This window comes from Streptomyces sp. NPDC040432 (assembly GCF_055595445.1).
Window position 1 is genome coordinate 75,506 of the sequence record NZ_JBVIVP010000020.1, and the last position, 14,011, is coordinate 89,516.

At 71.6% G+C, this 14,011-nt stretch carries 11 protein-coding genes; 9 read left to right on the top strand and 2 right to left on the bottom strand.

Annotated features, from left to right (window positions below):
* Window positions 1-134 precede the first annotated feature (134 nt).
* The 7 genes from ACZ58N_RS30225 to ACZ58N_RS30255 all read left to right on the top strand — a co-directional run bounded on the left by ACZ58N_RS30225 (window position 135) and on the right by ACZ58N_RS30255 (window position 8,413).
* A complete protein-coding gene (locus tag ACZ58N_RS30225; protein WP_471166178.1) occupies window positions 135-3,026 on the top strand; it encodes a vitamin B12-dependent ribonucleotide reductase in 2,892 nt (963 codons plus the stop codon).
* Between the two features lie 287 nt (window positions 3,027-3,313).
* A complete protein-coding gene (locus tag ACZ58N_RS30230; protein ID WP_471166180.1) occupies window positions 3,314-4,171 on the top strand; it encodes an arylamine N-acetyltransferase family protein in 858 nt (285 codons plus the stop codon).
* Between the two features lie 32 nt (window positions 4,172-4,203).
* Complete coding sequence (locus tag ACZ58N_RS30235) at window positions 4,204-4,809, top strand: YdbC family protein (protein WP_471166183.1); 606 nt, start codon at window positions 4,204-4,206, stop codon at window positions 4,807-4,809.
* A 75-nt stretch (window positions 4,810-4,884) separates the two neighbouring features.
* Window positions 4,885-5,544 (top strand): histidine phosphatase family protein, encoded by a 660-nt coding sequence (locus tag ACZ58N_RS30240; protein ID WP_471166185.1) that lies wholly within the window; start codon window positions 4,885-4,887, stop codon window positions 5,542-5,544.
* An 11-nt stretch (window positions 5,545-5,555) separates the two neighbouring features.
* On the top strand, window positions 5,556-6,479 hold the full coding sequence (locus ACZ58N_RS30245) for an ADP-ribosylglycohydrolase family protein (protein WP_471166188.1): 924 nt from the start codon (window positions 5,556-5,558) through the stop codon (window positions 6,477-6,479).
* 531 nt (window positions 6,480-7,010) lie between these two features.
* Window positions 7,011-7,721, top strand: a complete 711-nt coding sequence (locus ACZ58N_RS30250; protein WP_281204858.1) for a ribonuclease HII — start codon at window positions 7,011-7,013, stop codon at window positions 7,719-7,721.
* A gap of 59 nt (window positions 7,722-7,780) precedes the next feature.
* Complete coding sequence (locus ACZ58N_RS30255; protein ID WP_471166190.1) at window positions 7,781-8,413, top strand: hypothetical protein; 633 nt, start codon at window positions 7,781-7,783, stop codon at window positions 8,411-8,413.
* A gap of 60 nt (window positions 8,414-8,473) precedes the next feature.
* On the opposite strand, the gene ACZ58N_RS30260 is transcribed toward ACZ58N_RS30255, so the two are convergent.
* Window positions 8,474-9,103, bottom strand: coding sequence for a hypothetical protein (locus tag ACZ58N_RS30260; RefSeq protein WP_471166192.1), 630 nt, complete (start codon window positions 9,101-9,103; stop codon window positions 8,474-8,476).
* Window positions 9,104-9,454: 351 nt separating this feature from the next.
* Between ACZ58N_RS30260 and ACZ58N_RS30265 the strand changes: the two genes are divergently transcribed.
* Window positions 9,455-11,614, top strand: coding sequence for a RecQ family ATP-dependent DNA helicase (locus ACZ58N_RS30265; protein WP_471166195.1), 2,160 nt, complete (start codon window positions 9,455-9,457; stop codon window positions 11,612-11,614).
* 45 nt (window positions 11,615-11,659) lie between these two features.
* On the opposite strand, the gene ACZ58N_RS30270 is transcribed toward ACZ58N_RS30265, so the two are convergent.
* Window positions 11,660-12,562, bottom strand: coding sequence for a LysR family transcriptional regulator (locus tag ACZ58N_RS30270; protein WP_471166197.1), 903 nt, complete (start codon window positions 12,560-12,562; stop codon window positions 11,660-11,662).
* Window positions 12,563-12,733: 171 nt separating this feature from the next.
* Here ACZ58N_RS30270 and ACZ58N_RS30275 point away from each other — a divergent pair, with 171 nt between their 5' ends.
* Window positions 12,734-13,954, top strand: coding sequence for an MFS transporter (locus tag ACZ58N_RS30275; RefSeq protein ID WP_471166200.1), 1,221 nt, complete (start codon window positions 12,734-12,736; stop codon window positions 13,952-13,954).
* Window positions 13,955-14,011: the final 57 nt, after the last annotated feature.

Genomic DNA, 14,011 nt, shown 5'->3' on the forward strand with positions numbered 1-14,011 from the left:
ACGGGCCGCACCTCGGCGCGGCCCGGCCGGCCGGACGGCAGGCGAAATTCGTAGACAACAAGACACACAGCATCGTGCCGCGGAATAGCGCCGGCACTTTAGGGCGTTTTTGCCCGCATATGGGAGGAAGCGGCATGACTGAGACGGCGAGCGGCTCGGCGCGAGGTTCCCGCACCAAGGGGACCAAGGCTGCCAAGAGCGGCCTGCGTATCGAGCGCATCCACACCACCCCGGGCGTGCACCCGTACGACGAGGTGAGCTGGGAGCGCCGTGACGTCGTCATGACCAACTGGCGCGACGGCTCGGTGAACTTCGAGCAGCGTGGCGTCGAGTTCCCCGACTTCTGGTCGGTGAACGCGGTCAACATCGTCACCAGCAAGTACTTCCGCGGCGCGGTCGGCACCCCGCAGCGCGAGACCGGTCTGAAGCAGCTCATCGACCGGATCGTGAAGACCTACACGAAGGCCGGCGAGGACTACGACTACTTCGCCTCCCCGGCGGACGCGGAGATCTTCGAGCACGAGCTGACGTACGCGCTCCTGCACCAGATCTTCAGCTTCAACTCGCCCGTCTGGTTCAACGTCGGCACCCCCCAGCCGCAGCAGGTCTCCGCCTGCTTCATCCTCGCCGTCGACGACTCCATGGAGTCCATCCTCGACTGGTACAAGGAAGAGGGAATGATCTTCAAGGGCGGCTCCGGCGCCGGCCTGAACCTCTCCCGCATCCGTTCCTCCAAGGAACTCCTCTCCTCCGGCGGCAACGCCTCGGGTCCCGTCTCCTTCATGCGGGGCGCCGACGCGTCCGCAGGAACGATCAAGTCGGGTGGCGCCACGCGCCGTGCGGCCAAGATGGTCGTCCTGGACGTGGACCACCCGGACGTCGAGGACTTCATCGCCACCAAGGTGAAGGAGGAGGAGAAGATCCGCGCCCTGCGCGACGCGGGCTTCGACATGGACCTGGGCGGCGACGACATCACGTCCGTCCAGTACCAGAACGCCAACAACTCCGTCCGCGTGAACGACGAGTTCATGACGGCCGTCGAGAACGGCACCGAGTTCGGCCTGCGAGCCCGCATGACCGGCGAGGTCATCGAGAAGGTCGACGCCAAGGCGCTCTTCCGCAAGCTGGCCGAGGCGGCGTGGGCCTGTGCCGACCCGGGCATCCAGTACGACGGCGTGATCAACAACTGGCACACCTGCCCCGAGTCCGGTCGCATCACCGCGTCCAACCCGTGCAGCGAGTACATGCACCTGGACAACACGTCCTGCAACCTCGCCTCGCTCAACCTGATGAAGTTCCTCGACGACGACGGCAAGGGCAACCAGTCCTTCGACGCCGAGCGCTTCTCCAAGGTCGTCGAGCTGGTCATCACCGCGATGGACATCTCCATCTGCTTCGCTGACTTCCCGACGCAGAAGATCGGCGAGAACACCCGCGCCTTCCGTCAGCTCGGCATCGGCTACGCCAACCTCGGCGCCCTGCTGATGGCGACCGGCCACGCGTACGACTCGGACGGCGGCCGGACCCTGGCCGCCTCGATCACCTCGCTCATGACCGGCACCGCGTACAAGCGTTCCGCCGAGCTGGCCGCCATCGTCGGCCCGTACGACGGCTACGCCCGCAACGCCGACTCGCACAAGCGCGTCATGAAGCAGCACGCCGACGCCAACGCCGTCGCGCCGCGCACCGACGACCTCGACAACATCATCTGGGCCGCTGCCACCGAGGCCTGGCAGGACGTCCTGCGCCTCGGCGAGAAGAACGGCTTCCGCAACTCCCAGGCGTCCGTCCTCGCGCCGACCGGCACCATCGGTCTCGCGATGTCCTGCGACACCACCGGTGTCGAGCCGGACCTGGCCCTGGTCAAGTTCAAGAAGCTCGTCGGCGGCGGCTCGATGCAGATCGTCAACGGCACCGTCCCGCAGGCCCTGCGCCGCCTGGGCTACCAGGAGGAGCAGATCGAGGCGATCGTCACGCACATCGCCGAGCACGGCGTGGTCGTCGACGCCCCGGGCCTGAAGCCCGAGCACTACTCGGTGTTCGACTGCGCCATGGGCGAGCGCTCCATCTCCGCCATGGGTCACGTCCGCATGATGGCCGCGATCCAGCCCTGGATCTCCGGCGCGATCTCGAAGACGGTCAACATGCCGGAGACGGCCACCGTCGAGGAGATCGAGGAGATCTACTTCGAGGCGTGGAAGCTGGGCGTCAAGGCGCTCGCGATCTACCGCGACAACTGCAAGGTCGGTCAGCCCCTCTCCGCGAAGAAGAAGGAGGAGGAGAAGGCCGAGGTCACCGAGAAGGCCGAGGAGACCATCCGCACGGCGGTCGAGAAGGTCATCGAGTACCGCCCGGTCCGCAAGCGCCTCCCGAAGGGCCGCCCGGGGATCACCACCTCCTTCACGGTCGGTGGCGCCGAGGGCTACATGACGGCGAACTCCTACCCGGACGACGGTCTGGGCGAGGTCTTCCTGAAGATGTCCAAGCAGGGTTCGACCCTCGCGGGCATGATGGACGCCTTCTCCATCGCCGTTTCGGTGGGTCTGCAGTACGGCGTCCCGCTGGAGACGTACGTCGCGAAGTTCACGAACATGCGCTTCGAGCCGGCCGGCATGACGGACGACCCGGACGTGCGGATGGCGCAGTCGATCGTCGACTACATCTTCCGCCGCGTGGCCCTCGACTTCCTGCCCTTCGAGACCCGCTCCGCCCTCGGCATCCACTCGGCCGAGGAGCGTCAGCGCCACCTCGACACCGGCTCCTACGAGCCGCTCGACGGCGAGGAACTGGACACCGAGACCCTCGCGCAGTCCGCTCCGGTCGCGGTCGTCCCGACGGCCACGAAGCCCGTCGCGATCGCCTCGGTCCCGGCTCCGAAGACGGCGCACAGCAACGCCGAGTTGGTCGAGATGCAGCTCGGCGTGTCCGCCGACGCCCCGCTCTGCTTCTCCTGCGGCACCAAGATGCAGCGCGCCGGCTCCTGCTACATCTGCGAGGGCTGCGGCTCGACCAGCGGATGCAGCTGATACCGGGCGCGATCGCCGGGACGTCACGTCCGACGTAGTACGCGGACGTAGCTGACCTGCAGCACACGAAGGGGACCGACCCACGGGCGGTCCCCTTCGTCGTGCCCGAGGCCGACGGGATCCCACCGGACCCCGAGGAGCGGCGTGCCCCCGGCGGGGGCACACCGGCACGATGCCGGACAGACCCTCCGGGCAGGTTGGTCCACGGCGAGGTCGTGGCGATCATTGTGCGGGGCGCATCCGTCGGGGGCGCCCCCGGAATTTCACGGCGGGGGAGTGGGGCGACCATGTGGAACGGTGACGAGCTGGACCTGGACGCGTACCTGGCACGGATCGGCCTGGGGGGCACGACCGGGACCGACACAACGGGCGCCGGGGCGCGGGAACCACGGCCGGACCTGGAGACGTTGTACGCAGTGCACCGGGCCCACACCGCCTCCATCCCCTTCGAGAGCCTGGACGTCCTGTTCGGCCGCCCCGTCGAACTGGGTGTCAAAGCCCTGGAGGACAAGCTCGTGCACGGCCGTCGCGGCGGCTACTGCTACGAGCAGAACTCGCTGCTGGCCGCCGCCCTGGAGCGGATCGGCTTCGAGGTGACCGGGCGCGGGGCCCGCAACCGCACCCGGGGCGACAGCCTGCTCGCGGTGACGCACGCCGTCCTCGTCGTCACCGTCGAGGGCGAACCGTGGCTCTGTGACGCCGGCTTCGGCTACCAGGGCCCGCGCGAGCCCGTACCGCTCGCGCGGCCCGGTCACGAGATCCACCAGGGGCAGTGGACGTTCCGCGTCCGTGAGGAGGAGGGCGGCATCCTCGTCCTGGCCACCCTGCGCGCCGGGGCCTGGCGCGACCTGTACGCCTTCTCCCCGCAGCAGTACCACCCCGTCGACTACGTCGTGCTGAACCACTACAGCTCCTCCCACCCCGGCTCGTCCTTCGTCGGGCGGACCCTCGTCCAGCTTCCCGGCGACGCCGTGCGGCAGACCCTCGTGGACGGCGAACTCACGCGTCTGCACCCCGACGGGCGGACCGAGCGGGAGACCGTCACGGCCGACGAACTGGTCGGTCTCCTCGACCGGGAGTTCGCCCTCCGGCTGTCCGACCGGGACGCGGCGGAACTCGTCCGGATCCACCGCTCAAGGGACTGACCCGGGCCGCGCCCGGCCCGTACGATGGCGCGGTGCTGGTCAAGTGGATTCGCTGCACGGTGACGGACCGACGCGGGTTCGAGCGCGGGCAACGCAAATGGGCGGGGCTGCCCGGGGAGCCCGGATTCCGCGGGCAGGGCGGCGGCTGGAGCCGGGGCCGGCAGGGGGTCGCGCACGTCTTCGCGTTCTGGGAGAGCCGCGCCTTCTACGACTCCTTCATGGCCCGCTCCCACGACCGGCTGGCGGCCTCCCAGAACGGCACCTACACCGACGCCCGCGTCACGCTGTTCGACCACCGTTTCGACGTGAAGACCGGATTCCAGCCCCGGTTCAGCGACGCCGACGTGGTCCGGGTGGCGCACGTCCGGGCGCGGGAGGGGCGCGAGGAGCACTTCACGCTGATGCAGGAGAAGGTATGGAACCCGGCCATGGCGGGCTCGCCCGGCATGGTTCGCGGCCTCTTCGGCGAGGCGCCCGGACGCGAGTTCCTCGTACTGTCGATGTGGCGGGCGGCGGCGGAGCACGGCAAGTACCGCCAGGAACGGGTCGAACGGCTTTCCCTGCGCGCCCAGACGGAAGCCGACGTCGAAGCGCTCACCGGGGACGTCGTGGACCTCGAACCCGGCTGGACGGTATGACCGTACGACGACCCGGCCGCCCGGTCCGGCGCGCCCCGGTCCCTGCGCGCCTCGGTGGCCGAATAGGCTCGTGGGATGGTACGACCACGGCGCATTGTCCTTGTCCGGCACGGGGAGTCGGAGGGGAACGCCGACGACACGGTGTACGAGCGTGAACCCGACCACGCCCTGCGCCTGACCGCACGGGGCCGCGAACAGGCCGCCGAGGCCGGTGTCAGGCTGCGCGAGCTCTTCGGCGACGAGCACATCAGCGCCTACGTCTCGCCCTACCGTCGCACCCTGCAGACCTTCCGTGAACTGCGGCTCGATCCGACGCGGGTGCGGATGCGGGAGGAGCCGCGACTGCGCGAGCAGGACTGGGGCAACTGGCAGGACCGTGACGACGTGCGCCTGCAGAAGGCCTACCGGGACGCCTACGGGCACTTCTTCTACCGCTTCGCGCAAGGGGAGTCGGGCGCCGACGTGTACGACCGCGTCGGCTCCTTCCTGGAGAGCCTCTACCGCAGCTTCGAGGCACCGGACCATCCCGAGAACGTGCTCCTGGTGACGCACGGTCTGACGATGCGGTTGTTCTGCATGCGCTGGTTCCACTGGTCGGTCAACGAGTTCGAGGCCCTCTCCAACCCGGGGAACGGCGAATACCGGGTGCTGCTCCTCGGCCCGGACGGCCGGTACCGGATGGACCGCCCGTTTGAGCGCTGGACCACACCCGAGCCTTACGACCTGGACGGCTAGAGTGACGCGCAATGACCGCTGAAACCACTTCCGAAAGGCGCTACGCACGCGCCCTGTCCAGCCTCCGCGGGCTGGCCCTTGGGGATGCCCTGGGCTCCCAGTACTTCGTCCCCGTGAACTACCCGCTACTCAAGCGGCGCGAGCTGCCCGCCGGCAGCGGCCCGTGGCAGTGGACCGACGACACCGAGATGGCCTGCTCGGTGGTCGCCGTGCTCGCCACGCACGGGCGCGTCGACCAGGACGCGCTGGCGAGCTCCTTCGCCACCCACCACGACTTCGACCGCGGCTACGGCCCGGCCGTGAACCGCATGCTCCGGCTGGTCAGGGAGGGCGCGGACTGGCGCACGCTGGCCGCCGAGCTCTTCAACGGGCAGGGTTCCTGGGGCAACGGCGCGGCGATGCGGATCGCTCCGCTCGGAGCCTGGTACGCGGACGATCCCGAGCAGGCCACGCATCAGGCGGAGATCTCCGCCTACACCACCCACCAGCACCGCGAGGCGGTGTGCGGGGCGATGGCCGTCGCCGCCGCGGCCGCGCTGGCGTCGTCGCCGCGGGGGAGGCCGACGGCCGCCGAACTGCTCGACGGGGTCATCGAGCTGGTTCCGCGCAGTGCGGTCGGCGCGGGGGTGCGCAGGGCGCGGAACATGCTGGACTACGGTGACGCGACGACGGTCGCGGCAGTGCTGGGCTGCGGCCGGCGCACCAGCGCCCACGACACGGTCCCGTTCGCCCTGTGGTCGGCGGCCCGCGCCCTGGACGACTACGAGCGGGCGTTCTGGACCACCGCACAGGTCGGCGGGGACGTAGACACGACCTGCGCCATCGTCGGTGGGGTGTTGGGCGGCCGCGGGGACGAGGTGCTGCCGCAGGCCTGGCTGGCCCGCACGGAAGCACTGCCCGCCTGGCTCCCCGAGCAGCCGGTCCGGGCGGGATAGTCCGCTTCGGCTTCGTCCGTACGAAGGCCCGGGCCCGCAGCCGAGGGCCCGCGTACCGGGGTGGCCCGCAAGCCGGGCCGGTACCCGAACGGGCGGCTCCCGAGCGCGTTCACGGGCCCGGGAGGTCCGCGTGGGCGGCTTCGCGAAAGCGATGGGTGTGTTGCGGGTCGGTGCTCTCCCCGCTCCGATACGTCGTCCGTGAGTTCGCCCGCGGGTTGATCCGTGCGCTGCCAGCACGTTGAAATCGGGCGTGGTTCTTTCGGTCGGAGGGGCTGTCGCGCCGGCGGCAGGTGGTATCACGGTGATCTCCACCCAGCGCAGAATCGTGTGCGGGAGCGAATGGCCAGGGTAGGGGCGTCAGGGGTCGGCACCCCCGGCGGTGGCGATCCTGCCGTCGTGGCCCCGCACCGCCCGGGCGGTGCGGGGGAGCCGTTCAGGTGGTTCCGCACGCGTGCGCCGACCGAGCGGTGAGCGGCTTGACCCGGGCCGGGGTGTGCAGGCGGCCCGGGGCGGCGTACCCTTGCTGGCGCCATGCCGTACGAAGCACCCACCCACACCGTCGAGCGCTCCCTCCGCGCAACCACCGGCGCCAAGGTCATCGCCGGGGTCGACGAGGTCGGACGCGGGGCCTGGGCCGGACCCGTCACCGTCTGCGCGGCGATCACCGGCCTGCGCCGCCCGCCCGAGGGACTCACCGACTCCAAACTCCTCACCCCCCGACGACGCGACGCCCTGCTCGACGTCCTGGAGGACTGGGTCACCGCCCACGCCCTGGGGCACGCCTCCCCCGAGGAGATCGACGAGCTCGGGATGACCGCCGCGCTGCGACTCGCGGCCGTGCGCGCCCTGGAGGCCCTCCCGGTGCGCCCCGACGCGGTGATCCTCGACGGCAAGCACGACTACCTCGGCGCGCCCTGGCAGGTCCGGACGGTGATCAAGGGTGACCAGTCCTGTGTCGCCGTCGCCGCGGCCTCGGTGATCGCCAAGGTCCGGCGCGACCGGATGATGGCCGAACTGGGTGAACAGGGCGACGGAATAGCGGACTTCGCCTTCGCGGCGAACGCCGGCTATCCGTCACCCGTGCACCGGGCCGTGCTCGAAGAGCGGGGGCCGACCGCCTACCACCGCCTGTCGTGGTCGTACCTCGACGCACTGCCGCGGTGGCGCCACCTCAAGAAGGTGCGCCGCAGCGAGGAGGCGGCGGCATTGGAAGACGGAGGCCAACTCGGCTTCGATTTCTGATCGCACCCACGTGCCACCCACCGGTACGTTTCGTACCGGTGTTTGATAGATATCAACTCATGCCTCTCACCCCCGCCATCGAGGAGCCTCAGATTCACGAGAGTGCCCAGGGTCCCCGCGTCACGCCGGCCGCCGCCCGCACCGCGCAGACCCCCCGCCCCGTACCTGGTCCGCGTCCCGCCGCCGTACCCCGGCCCGGACGCCCCGGTCCCGCCCGGCCCGCCCCGCCCGCGCAGCGCGCGGCGCAGGCCGCCCCCGGACCCGTTTCCGCAGCACCCACCACCCCGTCCGTCTCCGCGGCAGTGCCGCAGGTCCAGCTGATCCCGGCATCCGCCGAGGGCGCGCTGGACGCGGCCGACGAGGCCGTGGACCTGCTGCTCGACACCGGGCGCGCGCCCGGCGACATCCTGGTGCTCACCACCGGCGACCCGCACCCGTGGGCCGCCCACGAACTGTCCTTCGGCGAGGCCTCGTACTGGGCCCAGCACGAGGCCGGCGACGATGTCTTCTACGCGGACGCGGCGCAGGTGCAGCGTGCCGCCGGCCGTCCCGTCGTGGTCTTCGCGGCCAACGGCGGATCGACCGGAACCATCACCACCGCGCTGCCGGTCGCACTCACGCGCGCCGGCACGCTGCTGATCGTGTGCGGCGAAGTCCAGCAGATCAACTCCGTGCTGGGTGCGGGCGTCTGACGCCTCGTACCCAGCACCGGCCGGGGGCGGGGCGGGCCGGACGTCGGTCCCGCCCGGCCTTCAGCGGGCCGCGGTACGCCGCAGGGCCTCGGTTGCCCCACCACCGGTCCGCAACGTCAGCGAGGTGACCTCGCCCGTGGTGCCGCCGAGGCGCTCCGGCCGGGAATCCGAGCCGGGATGCCGGCCGCCGCGCCCCTCACCGAGCACCTGCCATCCGCCACGGGTCAGCGTGATGTAGGCCCCGCAGCGCAGACCGTGCAGGGTGCAGGCGTCCCGCAGGCCCCACATCCAGGCCCCGTCCTCCTCGGTCCACCGTTCATCGCCGTCACGGCAGTACAGCAGTACCGCCGTGCGCACCGGGGTCCGCCGCCGCAGGTCGTGCGGGAGGATCCGGCGCAACCGGGACAGCAGGGCGTTGCGGTACTCCCAGCCGTCCGCCGAGACGGAGCGCTGGGCGAAGGAGGCGCTCGCGACGAGGCGCTCCTCGGGGCCGAGGACGGCGATCACCGCGGTGGAGGGCACGGGGCTGTGCCGGGAGTGCAGGCCGCTCACGACCTCGCGCGGATTGCGCAGCAGGGGGATGCCCGCGGCCGTCCATTGCGAGGGTTCGAGCAGTCTGCCGTGCCGGCTGGCGCCGCCGGTGGCCGTTGTCAGGGACGTGGGCGAGGGCGAGGTGAATCCGAAGGTCACGGTCCTCCCTTCGGGTACACGCCCGCGAACGGGCACGGCTGGGATGTGGGCGCGCCGCAGCCCGGCCCTGGAGAGTGCCGACGAGCCGAGCGGGAGCACTCCGATTCTCGCGTGGCCCGCGAGGGTGGGGCAATGAGCATTTGGGGCCGCAGACCGGAATTCGCCGGTATGCCGTTCATATCCTTGCCCCATCGCGTCGGGGATGACGCATCCCGCGCGTCCCGAGCGCGGGCACCAGCGCGAACACCCGGCCCGCCCCGGGCCCGCCGGCACGGTCGGAGGCCGGGTGTGGGCGGCGCGTCACGCTGGGTGAGTTGGCCGATTGTCCGTGCCATCGGGTTGCATGGGGTCATGACCAACCCGGAGCTCCGTACCGAAGCCGATGCCATCCTCGCCGAGCTCGTCGGCGCCCCGGGCGGGGCGGCGCGACTGCGGGAGGACCAGTGGCAGGCGGTCGCGGCCCTGGTGGAGGAACGACGGCGGGCCCTCGTCGTGCAGCGCACCGGTTGGGGAAAGTCCGCGGTGTACTTCGTGGCCACCGCCCTGCTGCGCAGGCGCGGCTCCGGCCCCACAGTGATCATCTCGCCGCTGCTGGCGCTGATGCGCAACCAGGTCGAGGCGGCCGCCCGGGCCGGCATCCAGGCCCGGACGATCAACTCCGCCAACCCGGAGGACTGGGACGCCATCTACGGCGAGGTCGAGCGCGGCGAGACCGACGTCCTGCTCGTCAGCCCGGAACGCCTCAACTCCGTCGACTTCCGCGAACAGGTGCTGCCCAAGCTCGCGGCCACGACCGGCCTCCTCGTCGTCGACGAGGCGCATTGCATCTCCGACTGGGGACATGACTTCCGGCCCGACTACCGCCGGCTGCGCGCGATGCTCGCCGAGCTCGCCCCCGGCGTACCGGTGCTGGCCACCACCGCGACCGCCAACGCGCGGGTCACCGCGGACGTCGCCGAGCAACTGGGGACCGGCGCCGGCGAGGCACTGGTGCTGCGCGGCACGCTGGAGCGGGAGAGCCTGCGCCTGGGCGTGGTCCGGCTGCCGGACGCCGCGCACCGGCTGGGCTGGCTCGCCGAGCACCTCGACGAACTGCAGGGCTCCGGGATCATCTACACCCTCACGGTCGCCGCCGCCGAGGAGGCCACCGCCTTCCTGCGCCAGCGCGGCTTCGACGTGGCGTCCTACACAGGGCGCACGGAGAACGCCGACCGACTCCAGGCGGAGACCGACCTCCAGGAGAACCGGGTCAAGGCGCTCGTCGCGACGTCGGCGCTGGGCATGGGCTTCGACAAGCCCGACCTGGGCTTCGTGATCCACCTCGGCTCGCCCTCCTCGCCGATCGCCTACTACCAGCAGGTCGGCCGCGCCGGCCGCGGCGTCGAGCACGCGGATGTGCTGCTCCTGCCGGGCAAGGAGGACGAGGCCATCTGGCGCTACTTCGCCGACACCGCCTTCCCGCCCGAGGCGCAGGTCAGGCAGACCCTGACGGCCCTCGCCGAAGCGGGACGACCGCTGTCCGTGCCGGCCCTGGAGGCCGCCGTCGACCTCCGCCGCACCCGGTTGGAGACCATGCTCAAGGTCCTGGACGTGGACGGGGCGGTCAAGCGGGTGAAGGGCGGCTGGTCCTCCACCGGCATGCCGTGGACGTACGACTCCGAGCGGTACGCCTGGGTGGCCCGCCAACGGGCCACCGAACAGCAGGCCATGCGGGACTACGTGAGCGCGACCGGATGCCGGATGGAGTTCCTGCGCCGGCAACTGGACGACGAAGGCGCCGTTCCCTGTGGCCGCTGTGACAACTGCGCCGGGAGCTGGGCCGATTCCTCCGTATCGGCGGAGACCCTGACGGGCGCCGCCAGGGAACTGGACCGACCGGGTGTCGAGGTCGAGCCGCGCCGGATGTGGCCGACGGGCATGGCGGCGCTGGGCGTCAACCTCAAGGGCCGCATCCCCGCCAAGGAGCAGTGCTCGACCGGGCGGGCCCTGGGGCGGCTTTCGGACATCGGCTGGGGCAACCGGCTGCGCCCGTTGCTGGCGGACACCGCCCCCGACGGCCCGGTGCCCGATGACGTCCTGCAGGCTGCGGTGGCCGTCATCGCCGACTGGGCGCGCTCCGCGGGCGGCTGGGCGCCGAACGTCCCGGACGCCATGGCCCGGCCGGTCGGAGTCGTGGCCGTACCGTCCATGACCCGCCCGCAGCTCGTCGGCTCCCTCGCCCAAGGCGTCGCGAACATCGGCCGCCTCCCGTTCCTGGGCAGCCTGACCTACACCGGGCCGGACGGTGCGCACGCCGCACGCCGCAGCAACTCCGCCCAGCGGCTGCGGGCGCTGTCCGGGGCCTTCGCCGTCCCCGACGAGCTGGCGGCCGCTCTTGCCGCCGCTCCCGGCCCCGTTCTGCTTATCGACGACTCCACCGAATCCGGCTGGACCCTCGCCGTCGCCGCCAGACTGCTCCGGCAGGCCGGCGCCGACCAGGTCCTGCCGCTGGTCCTCGCCACATCGGGCTGAGACGGGGGGCGACGATCCGCCCCCGGGGCGGGCGGTGCTCCCGCCTCAGGCTGCCGTCCCCACCACCTCCGCCACCGCCAGGGCGAAGGCCCGGGCCTGCGCGGAGGGCCGTACGCGGTGGCGTACGAGGCCCAGCTCGGAGGCGGCCAGCCCCAGTACCGGAACGAACGCGAGCGCGTCGCGGCGCCCTTGGTGGTCGGCCGTGGACCGGCAGAGCAACATGGCACCCCGATCGGCCGCCGTCAGGCTCAGTCCTTCCTGGAGCGTGTTCACGCGGGGACCGGCCGGAACGGTGAGGCCGCCCGGTGTCCGCACGGGGGACTGGACGCGCCGCCAGTAGTCGGGGGCATCACCGCCCGGGCCGATGAGCCGGCATTCCGCGAGTTCCTCGGCGTGCAGCGACTCACGGGCGGCGAACGGATGCCGGACGGACACGGCAAGGGTCTGCGGCTGCCGGGAGAAGACCGGCCCGAGTACGAGGTCCTCCTCGGCCACAGGTAGCAGGACGGCCGCGCAGTCCACCTCCTGTCGGCGCAACGGCCCGAAGGGGTCGGAGAGCGCGATCTCGACGACGTCGATCGCGCAGTCCGGGTACCGATCGCCGAACCTGGCGATCGCCCGGCCCAGGTGGTCGTCGACCGTGCCCTGGAAGCCGAGGCGCAGTACCCCGCCGGTGCCGCGCGCGGTGGCCCGGGCCTCACCGACCGCGGTGCGCAGGGCCTCGTACGCGGGACGCAGGTCGGCGAGGAGGCTCTCGCCCAGCGGGGTCAACCCCACCCGGCGGCTGGTGCGTTCGACGAGTCGGCCGCCGATGCGGCCCTCCAGCGACCGCAGGAGCTGGCTGACCCGGCTCTGGGACACGTACAGCCGCTCGCCCGCCCGGCCGAAGTGCAACTCATCGGCGAGGGCGAGGAAGGCCTCCAGCTCGCGTATCTCGACACCGCTCATGCCGTCCTCTCCATGGTGTTCCTCCGGGTTCCTTCCGGCGGCGCGGGTTGTGACGCGCGGGTACGCGTGCTGGGGCGGCGCGCCGACGCAGCCGGATCGAGTAGCCCTGCTCATCGAAGGATGAGAGATCGATCGTTGTTCCCGCAGGTCGGGGTGGGTTGGCTGGTGGCCATGACACAGATCGAGGAAATCGCAGGCACCGGCGGGACGCCGGAACGATCCGCGACCCGTGGCGGGTCGGGCGTCCTGGCGGTCGCGGCCGCGACGTTCACCGTGGTGACGTCGGAGATGCTGCCCGTTGGCCTGCTCACGCCCATCGGGGACGCCCTGGAGGTGTCCGAGGGCAGCGCGGGTCTGACCCTCACCATCACCGGACTGGTGGGCGCGGTGTCCGCGCCGGTCCTGACCGCTCTGCTGGGGCGGTTCGACCGCCGCACGGTGCTGTGCGCGCTGATGACGGTCCTGGCGGTGGGGAACCTGCTCGCTGCGTGGACACCGAACTTTGCCATGATGGTCGCCGCCCGCGTGCTGGTCGGTGTCGGCATGGGCGGTGTTTGGGCGATCGCGGCGGGTCTGGCGGTACGGCTGGTGCCGCCCAGGTCGATCGGCCCCGCGACCTCCCTCATCTTCAGCGGCATCGCGGTCGCGTCGGTGCTCGGAGTCCCCGCCGGCGCATATGTCGGTGAACTCTTCGGATGGCGGGCGGCGTTCGTGGCCACGGGCGCACTCGCGCTGATGGTCGTCATCGCGTTGGCGGCGTTTCTGCCGCGGCTGCCGGCCGGCCCGCAGGCCCGGTCGGGGGGCGTCATCCGTCTGTTCGCCGATCCGCGGGTGCGCACCGGCTTGGGTGTGGTGGCCCTGCTGGTCACCGGCCACTTCGCCTCCTACACGTACGTGCGCCCGGTCCTGGAGGAGGTCTCCGGAGCGAGCGCCGGGATGATCGGCACGCTGCTGCTCGTGTACGGAATCGCCGGTGTGGTCGGCAACTTCGCGGCCGGGGCGGCCGCCGGCCGGTCCCCCCGCTGCACCATGCTGGTGATCAGCGCCGTACTGGCGGCCACGGTCGCGCTGATGCCGCTGTTCGGTGGTTCCGTCCTGACCGCCGGCGTACTGCTCGCGGTGTGGGGCCTGTCCTACGGCGGTGTGTCGGTATGCGCCCAGACCTGGCTGCTGGCCTCGGCGCCCGAGGCGCGCGAGGCCGTGTCCGCCCTGTTCGTCGGCGTGTTCAACGGGGCCATCGCGCTGGGTGCGTCGGTCGGAGGCCTGGCGGCGGACAGTGCCGGGGTCGACGCCGTGATGTGGTCGGGAGGCGTGCTCGGGGCGGGGGCCCTCGTGATGACGGTGCTCGGCAGGGCGCCCGTCCCCGGGCGGCTCCGAAGCGGGGGAGAGTAGCGGGCGAGGGGCTTCGATCCTGGTTCATGGGTCCATGGAACCCGACGCGGCCGACAT